The sequence below is a fragment of the Streptomyces sp. NPDC096012 genome (assembly GCF_040426375.1).
GTDB lineage: Bacteria > Actinomycetota > Actinomycetes > Streptomycetales > Streptomycetaceae > Streptomyces.
This window is the reverse complement of the sequence record NZ_JBEOTD010000020.1, coordinates 104,566-131,243: the sequence shown is the minus strand read 5'-3', so window position 1 is coordinate 131,243 and position 26,678 is coordinate 104,566. Positions and strand designations below refer to the sequence as shown.

21 protein-coding genes are annotated in these 26,678 nt (G+C 71.5%); 11 read left to right on the top strand and 10 right to left on the bottom strand.

The features are described 5' to 3' along the window. Positions 1–28: 28 nt before the first annotated feature. Positions 29–1,441 carry an AAA family ATPase gene (locus ABVB68_RS20595; RefSeq protein WP_353602540.1) on the top strand — a complete coding sequence of 471 codons (1,413 nt, stop codon included), beginning with the start codon at positions 29–31 and terminating at the stop codon, positions 1,439–1,441. Continuing rightward, positions 1,438–2,199, top strand: a complete 762-nt coding sequence (locus ABVB68_RS20590; protein WP_353602539.1) for an HNH endonuclease — start codon at positions 1,438–1,440, stop codon at positions 2,197–2,199. Before ABVB68_RS20595 ends, ABVB68_RS20590 begins: the two co-directional genes overlap by 4 nt. Before the next feature lie 219 nt (positions 2,200–2,418). Here the strand turns inward: ABVB68_RS20590 and rbsD are convergent, their stop codons facing one another. The 5 genes from rbsD to ABVB68_RS20565 all read right to left on the bottom strand — a co-directional run bounded on the left by rbsD (position 2,419) and on the right by ABVB68_RS20565 (position 8,305). After that, positions 2,419–2,799 carry a D-ribose pyranase gene (gene rbsD / locus ABVB68_RS20585; protein WP_353602538.1) on the bottom strand — a complete coding sequence of 127 codons (381 nt, stop codon included), beginning with the start codon at positions 2,797–2,799 and terminating at the stop codon, positions 2,419–2,421. Further along, the gene (locus ABVB68_RS20580) at positions 2,796–3,698 is read right to left on the bottom strand and encodes a ribokinase (RefSeq protein WP_353602537.1); all 903 of its coding nucleotides are present in this window, start codon (positions 3,696–3,698) and stop codon (positions 2,796–2,798) included. The genes rbsD and ABVB68_RS20580 overlap by 4 nt, the downstream gene beginning before the upstream one ends. 80 nt (positions 3,699–3,778) lie before the next feature. Next, positions 3,779–5,722 carry an ABC transporter permease/substrate-binding protein gene (locus ABVB68_RS20575; RefSeq protein ID WP_353602536.1) on the bottom strand — a complete coding sequence of 648 codons (1,944 nt, stop codon included), beginning with the start codon at positions 5,720–5,722 and terminating at the stop codon, positions 3,779–3,781. Next, entirely contained in the window at positions 5,712–7,259 is a 1,548-nt protein-coding gene (locus ABVB68_RS20570; RefSeq protein WP_353602535.1) for a sugar ABC transporter ATP-binding protein, read from the bottom strand. The genes ABVB68_RS20575 and ABVB68_RS20570 overlap by 11 nt, the downstream gene beginning before the upstream one ends. Beyond that, a complete protein-coding gene (locus tag ABVB68_RS20565) occupies positions 7,256–8,305 on the bottom strand; it encodes a LacI family DNA-binding transcriptional regulator (RefSeq protein WP_353602534.1) in 1,050 nt (349 codons plus the stop codon). The genes ABVB68_RS20570 and ABVB68_RS20565 overlap by 4 nt, the downstream gene beginning before the upstream one ends. Positions 8,306–8,540: 235 nt before the next feature. Between ABVB68_RS20565 and ABVB68_RS20560 the strand changes: the two genes are divergently transcribed. Then, positions 8,541–9,986 (top strand): serine/threonine-protein kinase, encoded by a 1,446-nt coding sequence (locus ABVB68_RS20560; RefSeq protein ID WP_353602533.1) that lies wholly within the window; start codon positions 8,541–8,543, stop codon positions 9,984–9,986. Between the two features lie 239 nt (positions 9,987–10,225). After that, positions 10,226–11,017 carry a bestrophin-like domain gene (locus tag ABVB68_RS20555; protein WP_353602532.1) on the top strand — a complete coding sequence of 264 codons (792 nt, stop codon included), beginning with the start codon at positions 10,226–10,228 and terminating at the stop codon, positions 11,015–11,017. Positions 11,018–11,036: 19 nt separating this feature from the next. On the opposite strand, the gene ABVB68_RS20550 is transcribed toward ABVB68_RS20555, so the two are convergent. Further along, the gene (locus ABVB68_RS20550) at positions 11,037–11,219 is read right to left on the bottom strand and encodes a hypothetical protein (RefSeq protein ID WP_353602531.1); all 183 of its coding nucleotides are present in this window, start codon (positions 11,217–11,219) and stop codon (positions 11,037–11,039) included. Positions 11,220–11,272: 53 nt separating this feature from the next. Here ABVB68_RS20550 and recD2 point away from each other — a divergent pair, with 53 nt between their 5' ends. Continuing rightward, the gene (gene recD2 / locus ABVB68_RS20545; RefSeq protein ID WP_353602530.1) at positions 11,273–13,549 is read left to right on the top strand and encodes an SF1B family DNA helicase RecD2; all 2,277 of its coding nucleotides are present in this window, start codon (positions 11,273–11,275) and stop codon (positions 13,547–13,549) included. A gap of 229 nt (positions 13,550–13,778) precedes the next feature. Beyond that, positions 13,779–15,068 (top strand): citrate synthase, encoded by a 1,290-nt coding sequence (locus tag ABVB68_RS20540; protein WP_353602529.1) that lies wholly within the window; start codon positions 13,779–13,781, stop codon positions 15,066–15,068. Positions 15,069–15,718: 650 nt separating this feature from the next. Here ABVB68_RS20540 and ABVB68_RS20535 read toward each other — a convergent pair. The 4 genes from ABVB68_RS20535 to ABVB68_RS20520 form a co-directional block, all read right to left on the bottom strand. Further along, positions 15,719–17,965, bottom strand: a complete 2,247-nt coding sequence (locus ABVB68_RS20535) for a heavy metal translocating P-type ATPase (RefSeq protein WP_353602528.1) — start codon at positions 17,963–17,965, stop codon at positions 15,719–15,721. An 86-nt stretch (positions 17,966–18,051) separates the two neighbouring features. Then, positions 18,052–18,291: a heavy-metal-associated domain-containing protein gene (locus tag ABVB68_RS20530; protein ID WP_353602527.1), complete on the bottom strand. Its 240-nt coding sequence runs from the start codon at positions 18,289–18,291 to the stop codon at positions 18,052–18,054. Between the two features lie 73 nt (positions 18,292–18,364). Further along, positions 18,365–19,315 carry a PrsW family glutamic-type intramembrane protease gene (locus ABVB68_RS20525; protein WP_353602526.1) on the bottom strand — a complete coding sequence of 317 codons (951 nt, stop codon included), beginning with the start codon at positions 19,313–19,315 and terminating at the stop codon, positions 18,365–18,367. Positions 19,316–19,477: 162 nt separating this feature from the next. Then, positions 19,478–19,678 (bottom strand): helix-turn-helix transcriptional regulator, encoded by a 201-nt coding sequence (locus ABVB68_RS20520; RefSeq protein ID WP_353602525.1) that lies wholly within the window; start codon positions 19,676–19,678, stop codon positions 19,478–19,480. Positions 19,679–20,061: 383 nt separating this feature from the next. Between ABVB68_RS20520 and iolC the strand changes: the two genes are divergently transcribed. From iolC to mmsA, 5 genes are read left to right on the top strand one after another with little or no spacing between them, the layout of a single operon-like run. Then, complete coding sequence (iolC, locus tag ABVB68_RS20515; RefSeq protein ID WP_353602524.1) at positions 20,062–21,012, top strand: 5-dehydro-2-deoxygluconokinase; 951 nt, start codon at positions 20,062–20,064, stop codon at positions 21,010–21,012. Between the two features lie 59 nt (positions 21,013–21,071). Beyond that, a complete protein-coding gene (locus ABVB68_RS20510) occupies positions 21,072–21,956 on the top strand; it encodes a Cgl0159 family (beta/alpha)8-fold protein (RefSeq protein ID WP_503006207.1) in 885 nt (294 codons plus the stop codon). 7 nt (positions 21,957–21,963) lie between these two features. Then, a complete protein-coding gene (iolB, locus tag ABVB68_RS20505; protein ID WP_353602522.1) occupies positions 21,964–22,788 on the top strand; it encodes a 5-deoxy-glucuronate isomerase in 825 nt (274 codons plus the stop codon). Then, the gene (iolD, locus tag ABVB68_RS20500) at positions 22,785–24,671 is read left to right on the top strand and encodes a 3D-(3,5/4)-trihydroxycyclohexane-1,2-dione acylhydrolase (decyclizing) (protein ID WP_353602521.1); all 1,887 of its coding nucleotides are present in this window, start codon (positions 22,785–22,787) and stop codon (positions 24,669–24,671) included. Before iolB ends, iolD begins: the two co-directional genes overlap by 4 nt. A 16-nt stretch (positions 24,672–24,687) precedes the next feature. Next, positions 24,688–26,190 carry a CoA-acylating methylmalonate-semialdehyde dehydrogenase gene (gene mmsA / locus ABVB68_RS20495; protein ID WP_353602520.1) on the top strand — a complete coding sequence of 501 codons (1,503 nt, stop codon included), beginning with the start codon at positions 24,688–24,690 and terminating at the stop codon, positions 26,188–26,190. Positions 26,191–26,678: the final 488 nt, after the last annotated feature.

Genomic DNA, 26,678 nt, shown 5'->3' with positions numbered 1-26,678 from the left:
ACACCCGAGCGAACGGACGCCAACGCCCATGTACGTCAGCCGGATCATCGTGGAGGGCATCAAGTCCTTCCACGGCCCCCGCGCGGTCGACCTCACCCTGACCCGCCCCGACGGCAGTCACGCCGGGTGGACGGTGCTCGCCGGGCGCAACGGCTCGGGCAAGACGACGCTGCTGCGGGCCATGGCGCTGGCGCTCAGTGGGCCGGGGGTGGCTCGCAGTCTGGTGCCGCAGTTCGAGAACTGGGTGACGGAGGAGCGTACGGCGGGTGAGGTCGAGGTCGAGATCAGCCGGGACCCGCGGCACGACCGGTTCTCGCAGGGCCGCCCGCCCGCCGGCGCCTTCTGGGCCGGGCTTCGCTGGAAGACGCCCCGCGACGGCATGGCAGGCAGGGTTCCGGTCCGCCGGGGTGTGCTGCCCGGGCTCGACGAGATCAGGTACACCAAGGCGCAGACGAGCATCGCCCGTCGTGGTCCGTGGGCGGACAACCCCGCGGGCTGGTTCTCCGCGGCCTACGGGCCGTTCCGGCGGATGGCCGGCGGCTCGGGCGACGTGCAGCGGCTGATGCTGGCGTCCGGGCCCGTGGCCAGGCACACGAGTCTCTTCCACGAGGACGCCTCACTTGCCGAAGGCGTCACCTGGCTGATCGAGCAGCATTTGCGCGCCCTGGAAGGCAGAGGGGGCGCCCGGGGACTGAAGGCGTTCGCACTGGCGCTGCTCAGGGACGGACTGCTGCCCGACGAGTACCGGATCGACGACGTCGACTCCGAGGGCTTGTGGGTGGAGCGGCACGACAGCCGCTTCCCGCTGCGGGAGATGAGCGACGGGTTCCGTACGGTGGTGGCGCTTGTCGTCGACATCCTCAAGCAACTGCACGACGTGTTCGGCGACGGCCTGTGGGAGTCCGACCTCTGGGAGGCCAGGAGCCGGTCGGTCGCGCTGACGACACCCGGTGTCGTCATCATCGACGAGATCGACGCCCATCTGCACGTCTCCTGGCAGCGCCGTATCGGCCCGTGGCTGACCTCCCATTTCCCGCGCATCCAGTTCATCGTCACCACGCACAGCCCCTACATCTGCCAGGCCGCGGATCCCGGCGGTCTGATCAGACTGCCCGGCGTGGACGAGGCACGTCCCCCCGAGGTCGTCGACCAGGACCTGTACGACCGGGTGGTGTACGGCAGTGGCGACGACGCGGTCCTCTCGGACCTGTTCGGCCTGGACACCCCGTACTCGGAGCGCGCCGAACGGGCCAGGGCCGAGTTCGTGGACCTGGAGGCACAGATCTACGACGGGGCCACGTCCGGCGAGTCGCTCGCGCGCTACAAGGAACTGAAGGAACGGCTCGCGAGTTCGCCGTCGGCGCGCGTGGACGAGGTGTCGGCCCACCTCCACCGACTGGCGGAGGAGATCGCCGAGGGCACGAAGGACGCGGAGGAATGATCCGCCTACGGCGTGCCCTCCTGCCGGCGGTCACGGCGGAACGACTGAGGGACTACACCGCCGAGATCCGGCAGCAGGCCACGGAGAAGGAACGCAAGGACACGGCCAGGGAACTCTGGGCGAATCGCCGGCAGGTCCGCCCCGCACTCCTCGCGGGGCTCGCGGAGATGGCTCCCGGCCGCGAGCGCTGCATGTACTGCGGTGACAGCCAGGGCACCGACATCGACCACTTCGAGCCGAAGAGCCTCGCTCCGCTGCGTACCTTCGACTGGCTGAACCATCTGCTCGCCTGCTCGTTCTGCAACAGCAACCAGAAGCGGAACCTCTTCCCCACCGCACCCGACGGCAGCCCTCTGCTCGTCGACCCGACAGCCGAGGATCCGCTGGACCACCTGAGGCTGGTGCTCCCGCTCGGAACGTACCAGGGCCTGACCGACCGGGGACGGTCCTGTATCGAGGTGTTCGGCCTCAACGCGAGAGCGGTCCTGGTGGAGGGACGCAGGGACGCCTACGCGACGGCCAGGCACTCCATCGAGCTGTGGCGCATAGCCATGGACAGGAGGCAGCGTGACAAGGCGAGGGAGATCGTCCGGGTCACCTGGAACCGTCCCCTCATCGATGTACTGGTCGCCATGTTCCACCAGTCCGGCCATCCGGCGGCCGATGCCTTGTTCGCGGGGGAGGAGGAGGTCCTCGACCTCCTCCTCGACGCCGAACTGCGGTCCGCGTTCCTGCACTTCCGGGGCCTCAGCTACTGAAGCCCTCGCCGCGCACCGGTTCCACGCACGCGGTCCACCCGTCCGCCGCGAAGACGAGCGCCGGACCACCGGCGACCTTGCCGTCGCGGACGGGTCCAGGACGGCGGCGGCCTCCAGGGCGTGCGCGTCGGCCGGTTCCGCCAGGCCCCGTCGACGGACCGGACCCCCTCGAAGCTTTCCGGCCCCGGCCCGCGGACCTCGGAAGAACAGCGGCGGTCCTCAGAAGAACACCCCGCACCGCAGCAGCACGTTCGCGTACGGCCGCGCCTCGCCGGTGCGGACCACCAGGCGGGCGCCGGCCGTCAGCCGCTTCAGGTGTTCGTGCGGGACCAGGGCCAGCCCGGGGAACCGGGACTCCAGCAGCGTGCGGTGGGGGCCGCTCAGTTCCTCGGCGGCGGTCGCGCCCTCCACCACCAGCTCGTCCAGCAGGCCGTCCAGGACCTCGGCGAACGACGGCACCCCGGCCCGGAACGCCAGGTCCACCACCCGCGGGCCGTCCGGGATCGGCATCCCCACGTCGCAGACCAGCACCCCGTCACCGTGCCCCAGCGCGGCGAGGGCGCCGGACAACCGGCGGTTGAGGATCCCCGCCTTCTTCACAGCGCTCCGACCTCCTCGGCCGTCGGGTACGACTCCTGCGCACCCCGCCGGGTCACCGCGACCGCGCCCACCCGCGCCGCGTAGGCCGCCGCCTCGGCCGGGCCGGCACCCGAGCCCAGCTGCCAGGCCAGGGCGGCCGTGAAGGCGTCACCCGCACCGGTGGTGTCCACCGCGTCCACCGCCACCGACGGCACCCGGGTCACCCCCGAGCCGTCGCACACCAGCGCACCCTCCGCGCCCAGCGTCACCACCACCGAACGCGGGCCCTCGGCCAGCAGCAGCCGCGCCCAGTCCTCGGGGTCGGCGCTCACGCAGGCGTCACCGAGGAGCACCCGCGCCTCGTGCTCGTTGACGATCAGCGGGTCGCAGGCGGCCAGCACCTCGGACGGCAGCGGCCGCGGCGGCGACGGGTTCAGCACGAAACGGCCGCCGGGCCCAAGACCGCGCACCACCTCCACGACCGTCTCCAGCGGGATCTCCAGCTGCGCCGACACCACCCGCGAGGCGAGCAGCAGCTTCCCCGCGTCCCGCACGTCGGCCGCCACCAGACGGGAGTTGGCGCCCGGCGACACCACGATGCTGTTGTCGCCGGAGGGGTCGACGGTGATCAGGGCGACGCCCGTCGGCGCCCCGCCCACCAGCACGCCGGCCGTGTCCACCCCGGCCGCGCGCAGGGAGTCCAGCAGCAGCCGGCCGTGACCGTCGTCGCCGACCCGCGCGAGCAGGGCCGTACGCGCCCCGAGCCGGGCGGCGGCGACCGCCTGGTTGGCGCCCTTGCCGCCCGGGTGCACGGCCAGGTCCCCGCCGAGCACCGTCTCCCCGGCGGCCGGCCGCCGCTCGACGTCGATCACCAGGTCGGCGTTGGCCGAGCCCACGACCAAGAGGTCGTAGTCGTACATCAGTTGACTCCCCTGAAGAGATGAACCCGGGCGGACGGCCGTCACCATGGTGGACGACCGCCCGCCCGGACCGCCCGTCGTCAGCCGGTGAATCCGGCCACGTTCTGCTTCGTGACCACCTTCACCGGCACCTTCACCATCGGCTCCACCTTCTTGCCCTGGACCGCCTTCAGCGCGTTGTCCACGGCGATCCGCCCGAGCTGGGTCGGCTGCTGGGCGACCGACGCGTACAGCGTCCCGTCCTTGACCGCCTTCAGCCCGTCCGGGGTGCCGTCGAAGCCGACCACCTGGACCGACCTGCCGGCCTTGGCACCGAGCGCCTTGATGGCGCCGAGGGCCATCTCGTCGTTGGCGGCGACGACGCCCTGCACGTCGGGGTGGGCCTGGAGCAGGTTCGACATCACGTCGAGGCCCTTGGTGCGGTCGAAGTCGGCGGGCTGCTGGGCCACCACCTGGATGCCGGGGAAGGCCTTCAGACCCTTGGCGAAGCCGGCCGCCCGCTCCCGGGCCGCGGACGTGCCCGCCTGTCCCTGCAGGATCACGATCTTGCCCCTGCCGCCCAGCTTCCCGGCCATCGTCCTCGCCGCCAGCTCACCGCCGGCCACGTTGTCGGAGGCCACCAGGGTGTCCACGGGCGCCTTGTTGACGCCCCGGTCGACCGCGACGACCGGGATGTGCGCCTTGCCTGCGGCCGCGACCGAGTTGCCCGCCGCGTCCGAGTCCACCGGGTTGACGATGATCGCGCCCTGGTTGGACGTGGTGAAGTTCTGCAGCTGGTTGGCCTGCTGGGAGGCGTCGTTCTGGGCGTCGGTGACGGTCAGGTCCACGCCCCGCTTCCTCGCCTCGGCCTGGGCGCCCGCCCGGATCTGCACGAAGAACGGGTTGTTCAGGGTGGACAGCGACAGGCCCATCTTCGGCGTCGCCGAGGCCGAGGAGCCGTGCAGGAGGGAGGTCGCCCCGACGATCGCCACCGTCACGACGGCCGCCAGCGCGTACGTCACCGCCTGCCTGCCCCGGTTCCCGCCACCGCCCGCACCCGCGGCCGCCGGGGTCGCCCCGGCCTTGCGGCGCACGGTGTCCAGCAGCACCGCCAGCGCGATGACGACACCGATCACGACCTGCTGCCAGAAGGCGGACACGTTCAGCAGGTTCAGGCCGTTGCGCAGCACCGCCAGGATCAACGCGCCGATCAGCGTGCCCGACGCCTTGCCGGTGCCGCCCGCGAGCGAGGCGCCGCCGATGACGACCGCGGCGATGGCGTCCAGCTCGTAGCCGTCGGCGGCCTGCGGCTGCGCCGAGGACAGCCGGGAGGCCAGCACGACGCCCGCCACCGCGGCGAACACCCCGGACAGTGCGTAGATCGCGAGCTTCTGCCGGTTCACCCGCAGACCCGACAGCCGCGCGGCCTCCTCGTTGCCGCCGATCGCGTACATGGAACGGCCGATGTACGTCCGCCCCAGCACGAAGGCCGCGAGCAGGCCCATGACCACCATCACCAGCACGGGCACCGGCAGCCAGTTGCCGAGCGTGTCGCCGAGGTGCGAGACCGAGTCCGGGAACGGGATCGGGACGCCCCCGGAGACCACCAGGGACAGGCCGCGCGCCACCGACAGCATCGCCAGCGTGGCGATGAACGGCGGCAACTTGCCGTAGGCAATGAGGAAGCCGTTCACCAGACCGGCCGCGACGCCGGTGGCGACGGCCAGCACGACCGCCAGGAACACCGGCACGCCGTGGTTGGTCGCACTCCAGGCCAGCACGGTTGCCGACAGCGCGGCCACCGAGCCGACCGACAGGTCGATGCCCGCCGAGACGATCACGAAGGTGACACCGAAGGCGAGGATCGCCGTGACGGCGGCCTGGACGCCGATGTTGAGCAGGTTGTCCGTCGTCAGGAAGTCGCCGGACAGCGCCGACAGGGCGATGACCAGGACGATCAGCGCGGTGAGTGCGCCGTTGTCGAGCAGCAGCCGGCGAAGGGCCCCCGGGGCGCCCGGCGTGCTCTTGAGCGTGTCAGTGGCCACGGGGGCCCTCCTTCTCGGTGGTGGGGGTGGCGCCGGGCGTCGCGGCGGCCGGGGTGGAGACGGCGAGCGCCATCACGGCGTCCTGGGAGGCCTCGGCGGCGGTGAGTTCACCGGCGATGCGGCCCTGCGCCATCACCAGCACCCGGTCGCTCATGCCGAGCACCTCCGGCAGATCGCTGGAGATCATCAGCACGGCGGCTCCCGCGGCCGTCAGTTCGTTGATCAGCTGGTAGATCTCGACCTTCGCGCCGACATCGATACCGCGCGTCGGCTCGTCGAGGATCAGCACCTTGGTGTCGGCCAGCAGCCACTTGCCGATGACGACCTTCTGCTGGTTGCCGCCGGACAGGGTCCGCACCTGCTGCCCGAGGCCCGCCATGCGCACCCCGAGCTGCCCCGCGATCCGCTCGGCCGCACCGTGCTGCGCCTTGCGGTCGACCAGCCCCGCCCGGGTCGCCGAGCGCATGGTCACCAGGCCCAGGTTCTCCTCGACGGAGGCGTCGAGCACCAGGCCCTGGCCCTTGCGGTCCTCCGGCACGAGCCCGATCCCGGCCGCCATGGCCGCGTTGACGTCGTGGCGCCTGAGACCGGTGCCGCAGACCTTCACGGCCCCCCGGTCGTACGGATCCGCGCCGAACACGGCCCGCACGACCTCGGTGCGCCCGGCCCCGACGAGCCCCGCGATGCCGACCACCTCACCGGCATGCACCTCGAAGCTCACGTCGTGGAACACGCCGTCCCGGCCGAGCCCCTCGACGGAGAGCAACGCGGCGCCCTTCTCGGGCCGTTCCCGCGGGTACTGCTGCTCGATGGAGCGCCCCACCATCAGCCGTACGAGTTCGTCCTCCGGCGTGGCCGCGGGCACCTGCCCGACGCTCCTGCCGTCCCGGATCACGGTGACCCGGTCGCCCAGGGCGGCGATCTCGTCCAGGTGATGGGTGATGAACACGATCCCGACGCCGTCCGCGCGCAGCGAGCGCACGATGGCGAAGAGCTTCTCCACCTCCTCCGAGGTGAGCACGGCGGTCGGCTCGTCCATGATGAGGACGCGCGCCCGCAGGCTGAGCGCCTTGGCGATCTCGACCATCTGCAGCCGGGCGATCCCCAGTTCGCGTACCCGCGCGCGGGGCGAGACCTTGACACCGACGCGCTCCAGCAGCGTCTCGGCCTCGGCCTCCATCCGCTTGCGGTCGATCATCCCGAACCGGCGCGGCTGCCGGCCGAGAAAGATGTTCTCGGCGACCGTCAGGTCCGGGACCAGGTTGAACTCCTGGTAGATGGTGGCGATTCCGAGCCGCTCGGCGTCCTGTGCGCCATGGATGCGCACCTGTTCGCCGCCGGCCAGGATCCGCCCGGAATCGGGGGTGTAGGCGCCGGAGAGCATCTTGATGAGCGTGCTCTTGCCGGCACCGTTCTCACCGAGCAGCACGTGCACCTCACCCCGGCGCAGATCGAAATCGACACCGTCGAGCGCGATCACGCCGGGAAAGGTCTTGCGGATGCCCTCGATACGCAGCAACTCGTCCGGGTCGCTCACGGCGTGCTCCTTTGCACTGGGGAGGGGGGCTGCTGGGGGAACGGCGAAGACGGGGCGGGCTCACCGCACGAGCGGCGTACGACGAGCCGGGCGGGCAGGGTCACGGACCGCGGGGCCCGGCCCTCGATCCGGTCGACCAGCGCGCGTACGGCGGCGCGCCCCAGCTCGTCCGTGGGCTGGGCGATCGCGGTGACCGGCGGATCGGTGTGCACGAACCACGGGATGTCGTCGAACGCGGCCAGCGCGATGTCGTCCGGTACCCGCAACCCCCGCGCGCGCACGGCGTCCAGGGCACCGAGCGCCATGAGGTTGTCGGCCGCGAAGACGACCTCGGGCGGCTCCGGCAGGTCCAGGAAGCCCTCGGTGACCCGCCGCCCGCTCTCGGCCTGGAAGTCGCCCTGACCGGTGTAGGCGTCCGGCAGCGGGATCCCGTACTCGGCCAGGGCGGCCCGGAAGGCCTCGACGCGCTCGCTGCCGGTCGTGGTGGCGGCGGGGCCCGCGATGATGGCGAGCCGCCGGTGCCCGAGCCGGTACAGGTGGGCGACGAGGTCCCGTACGGCATCCCGCCCGTCGGCCCGCACCACCGGCACGTCCACGCCCGGGATCCACCGGTCCACGAACACCATCGGGGTGCCCGCCCGCGCCGCGTCCAGCATCAGCGGCGACCCGCCGTCGGTGGGCGACACGAGCAGCCCGTCGATCCGCCGGTCCAGCAGATTGCGCACGTGGTGGTCCTGAAGGTCCGGCCGCTCGTCGGCGTTGCCGATGATCACGCTGTAGCCGAGGGCGCGGGCCTCCTCCTCGACGGACCGGGCCAGCAGCGTGAAGTAGGGGTTGAGGACGTCGCTGATGACCAGGCCGAGGGTGTGGGTCTGGTCGGTGCGCAGGGAACGGGCGACGGCGTTCGGGCGATAGCCCAGCGCCTCCACGGCGGCCAGCACACGCGTGCGTGCGTCGGCGCTGACCGAGGGGTGCGCGTTCAGCACCCGCGACACCGTGGCGACGGACACCCCGGCCGCGGCGGCGACATCCTTGATGCTCGCCATGAGCCGCCTCCACCTCCTTGTGGAATCGTTTACACGACTGTGTGGGAAGCATTGGAATCGATTACACGAGCAGGAGGCAAGAGGGGCGGGGGTGGCCGAAACCCAATCGTGACCAGGCCGGCCGGACGTACGGGAGGATCGTCACACGGGTACACCGGCCTGCCCTGGGTACGCGTGCTCGGCGCCCTCCCCGGTGAGGGCGCCCACCCCGGCGCGCGACACAGAGGGAGACGACATGAGGCTCAGCCGGCCGGCCCTGGCGCTGTCCCGGTGTGCAACGGAGGTGCTGGGCGGCCGGTACCGTCTGGACGCGGTCATCGGTTCGGGTGGCGCGGGCGACGTCCACCGGGGCTACGACCTGCGTCTGAAACGGCCGGTTGCGGTCAAGGTCTTCCGTGCCGACGCCGACATCGACACGGAGGACCGGCTCGACAACGAGGCGGTGATCCTGGCCCGGCTGCACCATCCCGGGCTGGTCACCGTCTACGACGCCGGACGGCACAACGGCCGCGCCTACCTGGTCATGCAGCTGGTCGAAGGTCCCACGCTGAGGAAGCGCATCGCCGCGGGCCCCCTGGCCCCCGCCGAGACCGCCGCGCTCGGTGCCGACCTAGCCCTGGCCCTGTCCCACGCCCACGAGGCAGGGGTCGTCCACCGCGACGTGAAACCCTCGAACATCCTCCTGGACGCGTCCGGTCGGCCCCACCTGACCGATTTCGGCATCTCCCGGCTGCTCGACTCCACCACCCGCACCGCCACCGGCACCCTCGTCGGCACCGCCGCCTACCTCTCCCCCGAGCAGGTGCTCGGCCGCCCCGTCGGCCCGCCCGCCGACGTCTACGCCCTCGGGCTGGTCCTTCTCGAATGCCTCACGGGCAGACTCGAATACGACGGAGGCCTCCTGGAGGCCGCGATCGCGCGACTCCACCGCCCGCCCGAGCCGCCCGGCTCCGTGCCGGACGAACTCGCCGCCCTGCTGCGGGACATGACGGCGCTGGAGGAGGAGACGCGGCCGTCGGCACGCGACTGCGCCGGGTCACTGAGCGCCCTCGCCGGCACGGAGGACTCGCGGTCCGTCATGTTCCCGGCCGAGGTCACGAGCATGGTGCCCGGCGAGGCACCGGCGAGGGCCGACGTCACGCACCGCCATTCGCCGCCCCGGTCCGAGGCCGCGCCCAGCCGGAAGGGTGCCGCGCCCGCACGGGGGCGGCGGGCGGTGACCGGCGCAGTGGCCGTGTTCGCCGCCGTCACGGCCGCCGCGTTCACCGTCTCCGACGGCTTCTCCCATCAGGGAGGCGGTGCCGGAACGACCGGGGGCCCCGGCACCCCTTCCGCGCGGGCCGAGCACCCGGACGAGTCCTCCGCCGGGAGCGAGCCGCGATCCACGGCTCCGGCGTCCCCCACCCGCGGCACCTCCGTCGTACGGCTCCGCGACGCCGCCCTCGAACGCGGCGCGGACCCGGCCTCCGTCACCCCGAGCCGTAAGCCGAACACCGGCACGCCGGCCGTACCCCCGCACTCCGCGGCCGGTGGCCCACCGGGCGGCCGGCTCATGGGGACGTCCGCCCGGCCCGGGGCGAAGCCGGGCACGTCCGGGAAAGCCGGCAAGCCCGGTAAGGCCGGGAAGCCGCAGGGTAAGGCCGAGGAGAAGGCTGGGAAGAAGCACCGGAAGAAGAAGTGAGGCGGACCCCGTCACCTTGCGCGGTATCGCTCGAAACGGACCGGTCGCGTGACTTCGTCCACCGGCCGGCGAAGCAGCTGGGAAACCCCCTTGGATTCGCCGACCGGTCATTCCGACTGCACGGCGTGCGAGCCGGGTCGGAAAGGGGCGATGTGCCGAAAACGAGGGTCGGGTCGACGGGATATGGAATCGTCATCGGGAATCAGGAATAGACGGTCGCGCATGCTAGAGTCGCCTGCGTGGGACTTTGGCTGCTCAACCACCTGAATACGGCCAGCCTCGCGATCCTCATCGTCGGAGGCGTTGTCGTTTTCTCGCTCGTCGCCTGCCTGGTGACCCGCCGCGTTTTCCCCGCGTTGATCAACGGCGTGACCAATGACGTGTCCCGCACGGTACTCGAACTGTTCGGGGCCATCTACGGAATCGTCCTTGCTTTCGTCATCGTGACCCTGTGGACCGAACTCGAGCAGGTTCAAGCGGTGGTGACCTCGGAAGCCACCGACCTCGCTGTGATTTCCCGCAACGCGCATTCGTTTCCGGACGACGTGCAGAAAAAGCTGGACGGAGCGATCGGAGGCTACGTCCATGCCGTCGTAGAGGATGCGTGGCCTCTGATGCGCGACGGAAAGAACAGCCTCAGCGCGACATCGGGCAAGCTGGAGGCATTGTATGGAGTCCTCCAGGACTACAATCCCAAAAGCGTTTCCGAACAGGCCTTCTACGACGAGTCGGTCAAGCGGCTGAACGACATCACCGCGCAGCGCAGAACCCGCATCCTGGCGGCGACGCAGCAATTGCCCGGTCTCCTGCAGGTCCTCACCTACGGGGGAGCGCTGGTCGTCATGCTGGTCACCTTGCTCTACGGCGTGGAGAACCTCAAGGTGCAGCTCCTTTTCGTCGGGTCGATCGCGTTGCTGGTAGGCCTGAGCCTCACCCTCGTCCTTGTCCTCGACTACCCCTTCGCCGGTGAAGTGAGCGCGAGTCCGCATCCGTTCATGGAGGGCCAGTTGAGGAAGTACTGGGGCCGGTGACGTGGCGGGGCCCACCGGCTCACCGCTGCCCGGTGTGCACCTGCCCGTCCCGGTAACGGGTCAACGGCTCGCGCCGCTGCGGGGCTTGGACGTCCACGGTCGGCTCGACGCCCCCCTCCGTCCGGCGCGCGCGGTAGGGCGCGTCCGCGGCGGACTCGATGCGGGCGGGGAACTCCGGGGAGGGACCGCAGCCGTCGTCCACGGGCCGCTACGGTGACAGCGCCCGCTGTCACACCGCCCGGGTACCGTCGGATCATGGCAGAGCAGGCGGGGAACGCCACGGCGGAGCGGCGGCTCGCCGTGCTCGAAGGCGTGCTGGAGCGGGTGACGTACGCCAACGAGGAGAACGGCTACACGGTCGCCCGGGTCGACACCGGAAGAGGCGCGGGCGACCTCCTCACGGTGGTCGGGGCGCTGCTCGGCGCCCAGGTGGGGGAGTCCCTGCGGATGGAGGGCCGCTGGGGCTCGCACCCGCAGTACGGCAAGCAGTTCCACGTGGAGAACTACACGACCGTGCTGCCCGCCACCGTCCAGGGCATCCGGCGCTATCTCGGTTCCGGGCTGGTCAAGGGCATCGGCCCCGTCTTCGCCGACCGGATCACCCGGCACTTCGGGCTGGACACGCTCAGGATCGTCGAGGAGGAGCCCGGGCGGCTGATCGAGGTGCCCGGCCTCGGACCGAAGCGGACGAAGAAGATCGCCGACGCCTGGGAGGAGCAGAAGGCGATCAAGGAGGTCATGCTCTTCCTCCAGACCGTCGAGGTGTCCACCTCCATCGCCGTGCGGATCTACAAGAAGTACAGTGACGCGTCGATCTCCGTCGTGAAGGAGGAGCCGTACCGGCTCGCCTCCGACGTCTGGGGCATCGGCTTCCTCACCGCCGACAAGATCGCCCGGTCCGTCGGCATCCCGCACGACAGCCCCGCGCGCGTGAAGGCCGGCCTGCAGTACGCCCTGTCGCAGTCCGCGGACCAGGGGCACTGCTTCCTGCCGGAGGAGCGGCTGATCGCCGACGCGGTCAAGCTCCTCCAGGTCGACACGGGGCTGGTCATCGAGTGCCTCGCGGAGCTGGCCCGCGCGCCGGAGGACGGCGCGGACCCGGGGGTCGTACGGGAGCGGGTGCCCGGGCCCGACGGCGACCCGGAGCCCGTCAGCGCGGTCTATCTGGTGCCCTTCCACCGGGCGGAGCTGTCCCTGTCCTCGCAGCTGTTGCGGCTGCTGCGGACGGACGAGGACCGGATGCCCGCCTTCGGGGACGTCGACTGGGAGAAGGCGCTGGACTGGCTCAAGGGCCGTACGGGGACGGAGCTCGCGCCCGAGCAGGAGGCCGCGGTGAAGCTCGCGCTGACCGAGAAGGTCGCCGTGCTGACCGGCGGACCCGGTTGCGGCAAGTCCTTCACGGTCCGCTCGATCGTCGAGCTGGCCCGCGCCAAGCGCGCCAAGGTGGTGCTCGCCGCCCCGACCGGCCGCGCGGCCAAGCGGCTGGCGGAGCTGACCGGCGCCGAGGCGTCCACCGTCCACCGGCTGCTGGAGCTGAAGCCCGGCGGTGACGCGGCCTACGACAAGGACCGCCCGCTGGACGCCGACCTGGTGGTCGTGGACGAGGCCTCGATGCTGGACCTGCTGCTGGCCAACAAGCTGGTGAAGGCGGTGCCGCCGGGAGCGCACCTGCTGTTCGTGGGGGACGTGGACCAGTTGCCGAGCGTGGGCGCGGGGGAGGTGCTGCGGGATCTGCTCGCCGACGGCGGCCCGGTGCCCGCCGTGCGGCTCACCCGCGTGTTCCGGCAGGCCCAGCAGTCCGGTGTGGTGACCAACGCGCACCGGATCAACGCCGGGCAGCACCCGCTCACCGACGGCATGAGGGACTTCTTCCTCTTCGTCGAGGACGAGACCGAGGAGGCCGGGCGGCTCACCGTGGACGTGGCCGCCCGCCGGATTCCGGCCAGGTTCGGGCTCGACCCCCGGCGCGACGTGCAGGTGCTCGCGCCGATGCACCGGGGACCGGCGGGCGCCGGCCACCTCAACGGCCTGCTGCAGCAGGCCATCACGCCCGGCCGGCCGGACCTGCCGGAGAAGCGGTTCGGCGGCCGGGTCTTCCGGGTCGGCGACAAGGTGACCCAGATTCGCAACAATTACGACAAGGGGGCGAACGGGGTCTTCAACGGCACCGTGGGCGTCGTCACCTCGCTCGATCCGGTGGACCAGCGTCTGATGGTGCTGACGGACGAGGACGAGGAGGTGCCCTACGAGTTCGACGAACTGGACGAACTGGCACACGCGTACGCGGTGACCATCCACCGCTCCCAGGGCAGCGAATATCCCGCCGTGGTGATTCCCGTCACCACCGGTGCATGGATGATGCTCCAGCGGAACCTGCTGTACACGGCGGTGACCCGGGCGAAACGGCTCGTCGTCCTCGTCGGTTCACGCAAGGCGATCGGGCAGGCGGTGCGCACGGTGTCCGCGGGACGGCGCTGCACGGCGCTGGACTTCAGGCTCCGCGGCTCCCGACCGGTCGCCGCGCGCCCCTGACCAGGGGCGATGACCGCCGTCGTAAAAAATGATCGATCAAACGAGTCGCAAAGGTCACAGACCACTTCCAGATGCCGTCCGGAGGGGGCAGGATGAGCAGGTTGGCGGCACTGAGTGCCGCCGATAGGCCCAATGGTCGACCCCGAGTGCACTCTCCTGAGCCAAATGGGGGATGGTAGAGACAGTCAGGGCACCTCGAAGATGAGGCACTACGTCGGTGAGGGAAGACGTGAGCGACAACTCTGTAGTACTGCGGTTCGGCGACGGTGAGTACACCTACCCGGTGGTCGACAGCACCGTCGGCGACAAGGGCTTCGACATCGGGAAGCTCCGCGCCCAGACCGGTCTGGTCACGCTGGACAGCGGTTACGGCAACACGGCCGCCTATAAATCCGCTGTCACCTACCTCGACGGCGAGGCGGGCATCCTCCGCTACCGCGGCTACCCCATCGAACAGCTGGCCGAGCGCTCCACCTTCCTCGAGGTGGCGTACCTGCTGATCAACGGCGAACTGCCGACCGTCGACGAGCTGACGACGTTCAAGAACGACATCACGCGGCACACCCTGCTGCACGAGGACGTCAAGAACTTCTACAAGGGCTTCCCGCGCGACGCCCACCCGATGGCCATGCTGTCCTCGGTCGTCTCGGCGCTGTCCACCTTCTACCAGGACAGCCACAACCCGTTCGACGAGAAGCAGCGCGACCTCTCCACGATCCGGCTGCTCGCCAAGCTCCCGACGATCGCGGCGTACGCGTACAAGAAGTCGATCGGCCACCCGTTCGTCTACCCGCGCAACGACCTCGGCTACGTCGAGAACTTCCTGCGCATGACCTTCTCGGTCCCGGCGGACGACTACGAGCTGGACCCGGTCGTGGTCTCCGCGCTGGACAAGCTGCTGATCCTGCACGCCGACCACGAGCAGAACTGCTCGACCTCCACGGTCCGCCTGGTCGGCTCCTCGCAGGCCAACATGTTCGCGTCGATCTCCGCCGGCATCAGCGCCCTGTGGGGCCCGCTGCACGGCGGCGCCAACCAGTCCGTGCTGGAGATGCTCGAGGGCATCCGTGACTCCGGCTCCGACGTCGACACCTTCATCCGCAAGGTGAAGAACAAGGAGGACGGCGTCCGGCTGATGGGCTTCGGCCACCGGGTCTACAAGAACTTCGACCCGCGCGCCAAGATCATCAAGGCTGCGGCGCACGACGTTCTCTCCGCGCTGGGCAAGTCGGACGAGCTGCTCGACATCGCCCTGAAGCTGGAGGAGCACGCGCTCTCCGACGACTACTTCGTCGAGCGCAAGCTGTACCCGAACGTCGACTTCTACACGGGTCTGATCTACCGGGCCATGGGCTTCCCGACCGAGATGTTCACGGTCCTGTTCGCCCTCGGCCGGCTGCCGGGCTGGATCGCCCAGTGGACCGAGATGATCAAGGAGCCGGGATCCCGCATCGGCCGCCCGCGCCAGATCTACACGGGTGTCGTCGAGCGCGACTTCGTGCCGGTCGAGGAGCGCTGACCCGCTGACCGCCAGGGCCTGTCCACCCGGGCGGGCCCTGAGCCGGACCGCGCGGGACGGCCCCCGGGCCGACGGCGCGCGGTGCGGGAATGCGCGCGGTGCGGAGAGAACGACAGGCGGAAGGCGCCCTGTGACGCCGGTCCCCCCACGGGCCGACGAACAGGGCGCCTTCCCATGTCCCGGTGCGGATTCCCCCCACGGGATCCGGCCGGGCGCTCGGAGAGGACAGCGCCTGAATCGCTGTCTGAGCACGACGGGCGGAACCCGCCGTGCTCCAGTGACGCGGTGCGATCTGCCGGGACAACGCACGCTGGGAGGGCCGCTCAAAGCTTCCCGGTGTGCGTGCCCCGGCAACGCATCTCTGAGGAAGTCCCCCAAGACATCCTCAGATGCCAGTCAGCGCCCCCCAAGACGCTGGTCTGACATCGCCAACTTAGACCTTCGAACCCCTTCGATGGTTACGTTCGCGTCACTGTGATCTGCGTCTCTTGCATATGTCCTTTAGGTGCGCAAGAGCCCCGATACGGCGATCGGGACTCAAGCGTAAGGATGATGCGCGAGCCTTGTGAAGAGCTTATGTGAGGTGCGCGCCGGACTCCAGGGGGACTCTTGCCCCGATCCCGGCCAATACCCGGCGATGTCGGGCGACTTCATCGGAAGGTTCGCAGCCGCAGGCTGTTGGTCACCACGAACACCGAGGAGAAGGCCATCGCCGCGCCCGCGATCATCGGGTTCAGCAGACCGGCGGCGGCCAGGGGCAGCGCGGCCACGTTGTAGCCGAAGGCCCACGCCAGGTTGCCCTTGATGGTGCCGAGGGTGCGCCGGGAGAGCCGGATCGCGTCCGCCGCCACGCGCAGGTCGCCGCGCACCAGGGTCAGGTCGCCGGCCTCGATCGCCGCGTCCGTGCCGGTGCCCATCGCAAGGCCCAGGTCGGCGGTGGCGAGCGCGGCCGCGTCGTTGACGCCGTCGCCGACCATCGCCACGACGCGTCCCTCGGCCTGCAGCCGCCGTACGACGTCCACCTTGTCCTCGGGAAGCACCTCGGCGATCACCTCGTCGATGCCGACGGCCCGCGCGACCGCCTCGGCGACGGTCCGGTTGTCACCGGTGAGCAGCACCGGCGTGAGGCCGAGGGCGCGCAGGTCGCGCACCGCCTCGGCGCTGGTCTCCTTGACGGCGTCGGCGACCGCGAGGATCCCGCGGGCCCGCCCGTCCCAGCCGGCCGGCACCGCCGTACGGCCCTGCTCCTCGGCCTCCCGGGCCGCGCGGACCAGTTCCTGCGGCACCTCGTCGAACAGGCGCCCCACAGCCACCTCGCGGCCGTCCACACGCCCCCGTACGCCCCGCCCGGGGACGTTCTCGAAGTGCTCGACCGCCGGCAGCGTGCCGGCGCGTTCCTCGGCACCGGCGGCGATCGCGCGGGCGACCGGGTGCTCGGAGGCGTGCTCCAGGGCGCCCGCGAGCCGCAGCAGCTCCTTCTCGTCCTCGCCCTCGGCGACGTACACGCCCAGGAGGGTCATCGAGCCGGTGGTGACGGTGCCGGTCTTGTCGAGGACGACGGTGTCGGCGCGGCGCGTGGACTCCAGGACCTCGGGGCCCTTGATGAGAATGCCGAGCTGGGCGCCGCGGCCGGTGCCGACCATGAGGGCGGTCGGTGTGGCGAGCCCCAGGGCGCACGGGCAGGCGATGATCAGGACGGCGACGGCGGCCGTGAACGCGGCGGCGGTGTCCCCGGTGACGCCCAGCCAGACACCGAACGTGCCGAGCGCGATGAGGATGACCACGGGCACGAACACCGCGGAGACGCGGTCCGCGAGCCGCTGCACCCCGGCCTTGCCGTTCTGCGCGTCCTCCACGAGCTTCGCCATCCGGGCGAGCCGGGTGCCGGCGCCGACCCGGGTGGCCTCGACGACCAGCCGGCCGCCGGCGTTGACCGTGGCGCCGGTGACCCGGTCGCCCGGGCCGACGTCCACCGGCACCGATTCGCCGGTCAGCATGGACGCGTCGACCGCGGAGACCCCGTCGACCACGGTGCCGTCGGTGGCGATCTTCTCACCGGGCCGGACGACGAACCGGTCGCCGACCGCGAGGGAGTCCACCGCGACGCGCACCTCGCGCCCGTCGCGCAGCACCGCCACGTCCTTGGCGCCCAGCTCCATCAGCGCCCTCAGGGCCGCACCGGCGCGCCGCTTGGAGCGGGCCTCCAGATGGCGACCGAGCAGGATCAGCGCGACCACCCCGGCGGCGACCTCCAGGTAGACGGTGGAGGCGCCGTCCGCGCGGGAGACGGTGAGGCGGAACTCGTCGTGCATGCCGGGCATGCCCGCGTCGCCGAAGAACAGTGCCCACAGCGACCAGCCGAACGCGGCCAGCGTGCCGACCGAGACGAGGGTGTCCATGGTGGCCGCGCCGTGCCGGGCGTTGGTCCAGGCGGCCCGGTGGAAGGGGGCGCCGCCCCAGACGACGACGGGCGCGGCGAGCGTGAGCGAGAGCCACTGCCAGTTGTCGAACTGCAGCGCGGGGATCATCGAGAGCAGGGCCACGGGCGCGGCGAGCAGGGTGGAGACGAGCAGCCGGTGGCGCAGGGCGTCCGTCTCCGGGTCCCGCCCGGACGCCTGCGGGGCCGTCTCGGGTGCCGGCTCCGGCGGCGGGGGCTCCTCGGCGGTGTAGCCCGTCCTCACCACGGTGGCGATCAGGTCGGCGACCTGGACGCCGTCGGCGTAGGCGACCCGCGCCTTTCCGGTGGCGTAGTTGACGGTGGCGCTCACGCCCTCCATCCGGTTGAGCTTCTTCTCCACCCGGGCGGCGCAGGAGGCGCAGGTCATTCCGCCGATCAGCAGCTCGGCCCGGGAGGCCGGGCCCGTGCCTATGACGGTGTCTGCGGATGTGCTGGTCATGTCCGGACTCCAGACATCGGACCAGGCCGTACGGAGCCAGTATCAGCTGGTCGGCGCGGCCCGGTCGGGGAAGGTGAGCGGGTTCCTCAGGCCTTGCCGGCCAGCTCGAAGCCGGCCTCGTCGACCGCGGCGCGCACGGCCTCGTCGTCCAGCGGGGACTCGGAGACGACGGTCACCTCGCCGGTGGAGGCGACGGCCTTCACCGAGCTGACCCCGGGGAGCTGGGAGATCTCACCGGAGACCGAGCCCTCGCAGTGGCCGCAGCTCATGCCGGTCACCTTGTAGACGGCGGTGACGGAGCCCGGGATGTCGGTCTGGGCACTCATGTCGTTCTCCTCGTCGAGGCGTGTGGGGCGGGCGGGGCCCACGAGGGAACCCCATGGTCCTCACAGTATACCCCTAGGGGGTATTTCTCCAAAGGGTGTCCCGGCGCGCCAGCGACCGCACCCAGCCGATCCCCACCAGCGCCACCAGGGCCAGGCCGCCGACCGAGAACAGCGTGAACAGGTGCTCCTGCGCGGCGCCGGACCGGCCGGGACGGCCCTGGGCGAACGGCTGCGGGCCGAAGCCCGTGCCGGTCAGGCGCGCCACCAACCGGATCGCCAGGCCGTGCGTGGAGTCCCACAGCGTGTGCAGCAGGCAGGCGCCCGTGCAGGCGGCGAGCAGCGGCGGGGCGTACCGGAAGTGCCCGTCGGGCCGGCGCAGCGACAGCAGCGCACCCCCGGTGATCGCCGTCCACAGGCCGTGTCCGAAGGGGGCGAGTACCCCGCGCAGCAGCTCCGTCTCCAGCAGGATCCGCGGATCGGTGCCCGCGGTGGTCAGCGCCGCTTCGAAGGCGTACGCGACGCTCTCGGGGACCGCGAAGCCGAGGCCGGCGGCCGCGCCGAGCACCAGTCCGGCCCGCACCCCGCGGATGCCCGGCTGCCGGCGCAGCGCGAACATCAGCACTCCCGCCTTGGCCGCCTCCTCCAGGAGGGCGATCCACAGGAACATCCCGAGCCGGGGCCGCAGCAGGTACGCCTCCATGAGCGCGGCACCGGCGAGCCCCAGCGCGCCGCCGGCCAGGAAGCAGCCGAGGACGGCGCTGACGCCCAGGTCCCGGCCGTGCCGCTCATAGGCCCACAGCACGAAGACGACCGGCACCAGGAAGCCGCCGAGCAGGATCAGCGCCGGGAGCGGTGCGGTGCTCCGCGTGGCGTACACGGCCCCCGCGGTCAGCGCCCACGCGGCGAGCCCGCCGTACAGGCCCCGTCGCCACAGGCCGGCCCCGATGCGCGGGTACGGCGGTGGGGGCTGCTGCTGGCCGGGGATGCGGGCCCTGGGCGTGCCGGGCGGCGGGAACTGCGTCACGTGGGTCCTCGGGCTGCTGGGCGAACTGGTCCGCACACGGCGATTCATCCGCACTCTAGGCAGATGCGGCCTATGTCCGCAGTCCAGGAGACCCGCCGGGGTCACGTCCGGCGGGTCCCGACGCCCCCCGGGGCACGTCCGGCCGGGTTCGGTCCCGTCCGTTCAGTCCTGTCTGCGGCCGCGGTTGCCGGGCCGGGAGGCGACCCAGGCCCGGACGGTGTCGGCGTACCAGTAGGGCTTGCCGCCCTCCACGTGGTCGGGCGCCGGCAGCAGCCCGTGCTTGCGATAGGACCGTACGGTGTCCGGCTGCACCTTGATGTGCGCCGCGATCTCCTTGTAGGACCAGAGCCTTCGGTCGGTCATGAGTTGCACCTCCCTGCGCGCGCCGCGGCGGCGACCTGGGACGGTCGTCGGGGGAGCCGGGCGCTTCGCTGGCGATCACCAAGCCTGTGCCCGGTGAACGACGCACAGTGACCAGGGGGCAGGGGCTGTCGGCCGGGTGTGACCGAGAACCCGCGTACACGCGACAGTTGTGACACGAAGGGGGTGTTTGTGACACAGCCGCCGCAAAGACGGTCCGCGGCCCGCGGGCGCGGCGCGTTGACTCCGGGGCCCGCAACCCGGCAGGGCTCGGTGGGTCCGGCCGAGGACACCCGGTCAGCTGGTCCGAATGTCCGGACAAAACATTGACAGGGTGCGCGGTACGGGACTAGAAAGCCGGGGAGAGCCGCGACGAAGGGAAGCCGATGGCCTACGACCTGATCACCATGGGGCGGATCGGAGTGGACCTCTACCCGCTGCAGACCGGCGTCCCGCTCGCCCGGGTGTCGTCCTTCGGCAAGTTCCTCGGCGGGTCGGCCACGAACGTCGCGGTCGCCGCGGCCCGGCTCGGCCGGCACACCGCAGTGATCACCCGCACCGGCGACGACCCGTTCGGCACCTATCTGCACGAGGCGCTGCGCGGCTTCGGCGTGGACGACCGCTGGGTCACCCCCGTCCCCGGGCTGCCGACCCCGGTCACCTTCTGCGAGGTCTTCCCGCCGGACGACTTCCCGCTCTACTTCTACCGGCAGCCCAAGGCGCCCGACCTGGAGATCGACGCCCGCGACCTGGACCTGGGCGCCGTCCGCGACGCCCGGATCTTCTGGGTCACCGGCACCGGCCTGAGCGAGGACCCCAGCCGTACGGCGACCCTCGCGGCCCTCGCCCACCGGGCCAAGGCCGGCACCACGGTGTTCGACCTGGACTGGCGGCCGATGTTCTGGGCCGACCCCGGCTCCGCGCGCCCCTTCTACACCGAGGCCCTGCGCCACGCCACGGTCGCCGTCGGCAACCTGGGCGAGGTGGAGGTCGCCACCGGGGTACGCGAACCCCACGCGGCCGCCCGCGCGCTGCTGGCCGCCGGGGTGGAGATCGCCGTGGTGAAACAGGGGCCCAAGGGGGTGCTGGCCGTCAGCGCCTCGGGCGAGTGCGCCGAGGTGCCGCCCCTGCCCGTCACCGTCCTCAACGGACTCGGCGCCGGCGACGCCTTCGGCGGCTCCCTGTGCCACGGCCTGCTGGCCGGCTGGGACCTGGAGACGGTCATGAGGCACGCCAACGCGGCCGGCGCCATCGTGGCCTCCCGTCTGGAGTGCTCCTCCGCGATGCCGACCCCCGACGAGGTGGCCGCCGCGCTCGAGGCCGGAGCGGTGCTGTGAGGGCGGGCAGGGTCGCGGGCACCCACCACGAGGGCGGCGACGGCACCCGGCGGCCCCGCGTGGACGTCGGCGCGCTGGTCGGCGTCCGTACCCACCACCCGGAGGCGATCGCCGAGGCCGCCGCCCGCCGGGCCCGCAGGCCGCTGCTGAACGACAGCGGCCGGCTGATGATCGTCGCCGCCGACCACCCCGCACGCGGCGCCCTCGGCGTCGGCGACCGCAAGCTCGCCATGGCCAACCGGGCCGACCTGCTCGAACGCCTGTGCCTCGCACTGTCCCGGCCGGGCGTCGACGGCGTCCTCGCCACCGCCGACATCCTCGACGACCTGCTCCTGCTCGGTGCCCTCGAACACAAGGTCGTCATGGGCTCCATGAACCGCGGCGGCCTGCAGGGCGCGAGCTTCGAGCTGGACGACCGGTTCACCGGCCACCGCCCCGAGGACATCCAGCGCGCCGGCTTCGACGCGGGCAAACTGCTGCTGCGCGTCGACTACGCCGACCCGGGCTCCCTGACCACCCTGGAGTCCACCGCCCGCGCCATCGACGACATGGCCGCACGCCGGCTGCCGGTCTTCGTGGAACCGTTCATCAGCCGCCGCACCCCCGACGGGCGACTGCGCAACGACCTGTCCGCGGAAGCGGTCACCAGGTCCATCGCCATCGCCTCCGGTCTCGGCGGCTCCTCGGCCTACACCTGGCTGAAGGTGCCGGTCACCGAGAACCCCGACGACATGGCCCGGGTCATGGAGACCTCCACCCTGCCCGCCGTACTGCTGGGCGGAGACATCGGCGACTCTCCCGGGGACCAGGACGCCGCCTACGAGAAGTGGCGCGGCGCGCTCCAACTGCCCACCGTGCGCGGCCTGGTGGCAGGCCGCTCGCTGCTGTACCCGGCGGACGGCGATGTGGCCGCCGCCGTGGACACCGCCGTAGGACTGCTGTGAGGGCCGCATGACGAGCATCGACCTGCACCTGCGCAAGGGCGCCACCGCGAACGCCCGGTACGCCGTCGACATCGGCCCCGGACGCGGCGCCCTGGCCCACAGCAGCCTGCGGATCGTCGAGTTGACCCCGGGCTGTACCCATACGTTCACCACCGGGGACGGCGAATGGATCGTGCTTCCGCTGGAAGGCGGATGTACCGTGCGAATCGAGGAAGAAGAGTTCCAACTCCTGGGCCGGAAGAACGTGTTCGCGGACGTCTCCGACTTCGCGTACGCGCCCCGGGACACCCGGGTCCAGATCGCCTCCGGCGCGGGAGGCCGCTTCGCCCTGGCAGGAGCGAAGTGCGAGCGACGACTCCCCGCCCGCTACGGCCCCGCGCCGGAGGTACCGGTCGAACTGCGCGGCAGCGGCACCTGCGCCCGCCGGGTGCGCAACTTCGCCTCCGCGGACGCCTTCGACTGCGACAAGCTCATCGCCGTCGAGGTGATCACCCCGGGCGGCAACTGGTCCTCCTATCCGCCGCACAAGCACGACGAGCACCGGCCGGGCGAGGAGTCCGAGCTGGAGGAGATCTACTACTTCGAGATCGACGGCCCGAACGGCCTCGGCTACCAGCGCGTGTTCCCCTCGCGGGAGGGCGGATCCGACGTCCTCGCCGAGGTCCGCACCGGCGACGCCGTCCTCGTCCCCGACGGCTGGCACGGCCCGTCCATCGCCCAGCCCGGACACGACATGTACTACCTGAACGTCATGGCGGGTCCGGGCGGGACCCGGGAGTGGCGGATCTGCTTCCACCCGGACCACGTAGAGAGCACAGGGGGCTACCGATGACCACCTCGACGACGAGGCTCACGGTCGCGCAGGCACTGCTGCGCTTCCTCACCGCCCAGTACACCGAGCGGGACGGCGAGCGGCGCCGGCTGATCGCCGCCACCTGGGGCATCTTCGGCCACGGCAACGTCGCCGGGCTCGGCCAGGCGCTGGTCGAGTACGCGGACGCCATGCCCTTCCACCAGGGCCGCAACGAGCAGTCCATGGTGCACGCGGCCGTCGGCTACGCCCGCCAGTCGGGCCGGCTCTCCGCGCACGCGGTGACGACCTCGATCGGCCCCGGCGCGACCAACCTGGTCACCGGCGCCGCCCTCGCCACCGTCAACCACCTGCCGGTCCTGCTGCTGCCCGGCGACGTCTTCGCCACCCGCCCCGCCGACCCGGTGCTGCAGCAGCTGGAGGTGCCCTACGCGGGCGACCTCTCGGTCAACGACACCCTGCGCCCCGTCTCCCGGTACTTCGACCGCATCACCCGCCCCGAGCAGCTGATCCCCGGCGCGCTGCAGGCCATGCGGGTCCTCACCGACCCGGTGGAGACCGGCGCGGTCACCCTCGCGCTGCCGCAGGACGTGCAGGCCGAGGCCTTCGACTGGCCGGAGGAGTTCTTCGCCGAGCGCGTGTGGACCGTACGCCGGCCGGGCGCGGACCCCGCCGAACTGGCCGCGGCGGTCGGGGCGGTCCGCGCGGCACGCAGGCCGCTGGTCATCGCGGGCGGCGGAGTCCACCACAGCCGGGCCGAGGAGGGCCTCGCCGAGTTCGCCGCGGCCACCCGGATCCCGGTCGCCTCGACCCAGGCCGGCAAGGGCTCCCTGCGCCACGACCATCCGCAGGACGTCGGCGGCGTCGGCCACACCGGCACCGCGACCGCCGACGAGCTGGCCCGCACCGCGGACCTGGTGATCGGCGTCGGCACCCGGTACAGCGACTTCACCACGGCCTCCGGCACCCTCTTCGAGAACCCGGACGTCCGCTTCCTGAACCTCAACATCGCGCCCTTCGACGGCCACAAGCTGGCCGGGCTTCCGCTCGTGGCGGACGCCCGCAGCGGCCTGGCCGAGCTGACCGAGGCCCTGGCGCGGCACGGGCACACGGTCTCCGACGCGTACGTCACCGAGTACACCGAGGACAAGGAGCGCTGGGAGCAGCGCGTCGACGCCTGCTTCGAGGCGGACGAACCGGACGTCCGGCCGTCCCAGCCGCAGGTGATCGGTGCCCTGGACGCGCTGGTGGACGAGTCCGACATCATCGTCAACGCGGCCGGTTCGCTCCCCGGCGACCTGCACAAGCTGTGGCGGGCGCGCTCCCGCGACCAGTACCACCTGGAGTACGGCTACTCCTGCATGGGCTACGAGATCCCGGCCGCGATCGGCGTCAAGCTCGCCGCGCCCGAGCGGAACGTGTGGGCGCTGGTCGGCGACGGCACCTATCTGATGATGCCGACGGAGATCGTGACAGCCGTCCAGGAGGGCATCGCGATCAAGGTCCTGCTGGTGCAGAACCACGGGTACGCCTCGATCGGCGGCCTCTCGGAGTCGGTGGGCGCGGAGCGGTTCGGCACCGCCTACCGGTACCCGACGGGCGAGGGGACCCTCACGGGCGCCCCGCTCCCCGTCGACCTCGCCGCCAACGCGGCCAGCCTCGGCATGCGGGTGCTGCGCGCGAAGACCGTGCGCGACCTGCGCACGGCGCTGGCCGAGGCACGGGCCGCCGACACTCCCACATGTGTCTACGTGGAGACCGAAACGTCCGACACTGTGTCGGGCGCGCCTCCGGCGCAGGCCTGGTGGGATGTTCCTGTGGCCGAGACCGCGACCCGACCGTCCGCGGTCAAGGCCCGTGAGCTGTACGAACGGCACGTCTCGACCCGACGCCGCCATCTGTAATAAGGAGTCTCTGGGCATGACGAAGATCGTCAACCACTGGATCGGCGGCAAGACCGTCGAAGGCGCGTCGGGCACGTACGGGCCGGTCACCGACCCGGCGACCGGCGCGGTCACCACCAAGGTCGCGTTCGCGTCCGTCGAGGAGGTGGACGCGGCCGTCGCGGCGGCCAAGGACGCCTTCACCACCTGGGGCCGGTCCTCGCTGGCCCAGCGCACCACGATCCTGTTCAGGTTCCGGGCCCTGCTGGACGCCAACCGGGACGCCCTCGCGGAGCTGATCACCGCCGAGCACGGCAAGGTGCACTCGGACGCGCTCGGCGAGGTCGCGCGCGGCCTGGAGATCGTCGACCTGGCCTGCGGTATCAACGTGCAGCTGAAGGGCGAGCTGTCCACACAGGTGGCCAGCGGCGTCGACGTCTCGTCCCTGCGCCAGCCGCTCGGCGTCGTCGCGGGCATCACGCCGTTCAACTTCCCGGCGATGGTCCCGATGTGGATGTTCCCGATCGCCATCGCGACCGGCAACACCTTCGTCCTCAAGCCGTCCGAGAAGGACCCGTCGGCCTCCCTCAAGATCGCCGAGTTGCTCTCCGAGGCCGGCCTGCCGGACGGCGTCTTCAACGTCGTGCAGGGCGACAAGGTGGCCGTCGACCGGCTGCTGGAGCACCCGGACGTCAAGGCCGTCTCCTTCGTCGGCTCCACCCCGATCGCCCGCTACATCCACACCACCGCCTCCGCCAACGGCAAGCGCGTGCAGGCCCTCGGCGGAGCCAAGAACCACATGCTGGTCCTGCCGGACGCCGACCTGGACGCGGCCGCCGACGCCGCGGTCTCGGCGGCCTACGGCTCCGCGGGCGAGCGTTGCATGGCCATCTCGGCGGTGGTCGCCGTCGGCTCCGTCGGTGACGAACTGGTCGACAAGATCCGCGAGCGCGCCGAGAAGATCAAGATCGGTCCGGGCAACGACCCGACCAGCGAGATGGGCCCCCTCATCACGAAGGTCCACCGGGACAAGGTGGCCTCCTACGTCGAGGGCGCCGCGGCCGAGGGCGCCGAGGTCGTGCTGGACGGCACCGGCTTCACGGTCGAGGGCTTCGAGGACGGCCACTGGATCGGCATCTCGCTGCTCGACAAGGTGCCGACCGGCGCGAAGGCCTACCAGGACGAGATCTTCGGCCCGGTGCTGTGCGTGCTGCGCGCCGACACCTACGAGGAGGGCCTGGCCCTCATCAACGCCTCGCCGTTCGGCAACGGCACCGCGATCTTCACCCGGGACGGCGGCGCCGCCCGCCGCTTCCAGATGGAGGTCGAGGCCGGCATGGTCGGCGTGAACGTCCCGATCCCGGTCCCGGTCGGTTACCACTCCTTCGGTGGCTGGAAGGACTCCCTCTTCGGCGACCACCACATCTACGGCAACGACGGCACGCACTTCTACACCCGCGGCAAGGTCGTCACCACGCGCTGGCCCGACCCGGCGGACGCCCCGGCGGGCGTCGACCTGGGCTTCCCGCGCAACCACTGAGCCGACGGCGGCCACTGAGCCGACAGCGGCCACCGAGCCGCACAGCACGGTGCCCCGTCCTCTCCGCGGAAGAGGACGGGGCACCGCTGCGTTCCACGCCGCCGCGTGCGCCGCTCCTCGGTCACCGCGGGTGAGTTCGCGGGTGCGCGCGGCGGGCGGGGCAGCGCGTGGACCGGCACGAACGCGACCCTCCACGGGTCCGGATACCGGACACGCAGACATTTTTTTGTCACCTTGGCTGCGGTTCCCGTTCACGACGGACGAAACGGGTGACGAAGGGATTGCAGCGATATGACCTTTGAAACCAAGGTCACCATCCACATGAGCTTGCTGGATGCGCTTATCGGCTCCCATCGCCTGGGAAAGTGATGCGGCTCGACGCTCCCGACGATTGCGGATTCCGAAGGTAAACGGCCATTGACGTGGTGGTTTTCGTCGGGGTTCTCTAGGCAGCGCCGGGAGCGGACGAGACGAACGTACGACGATCC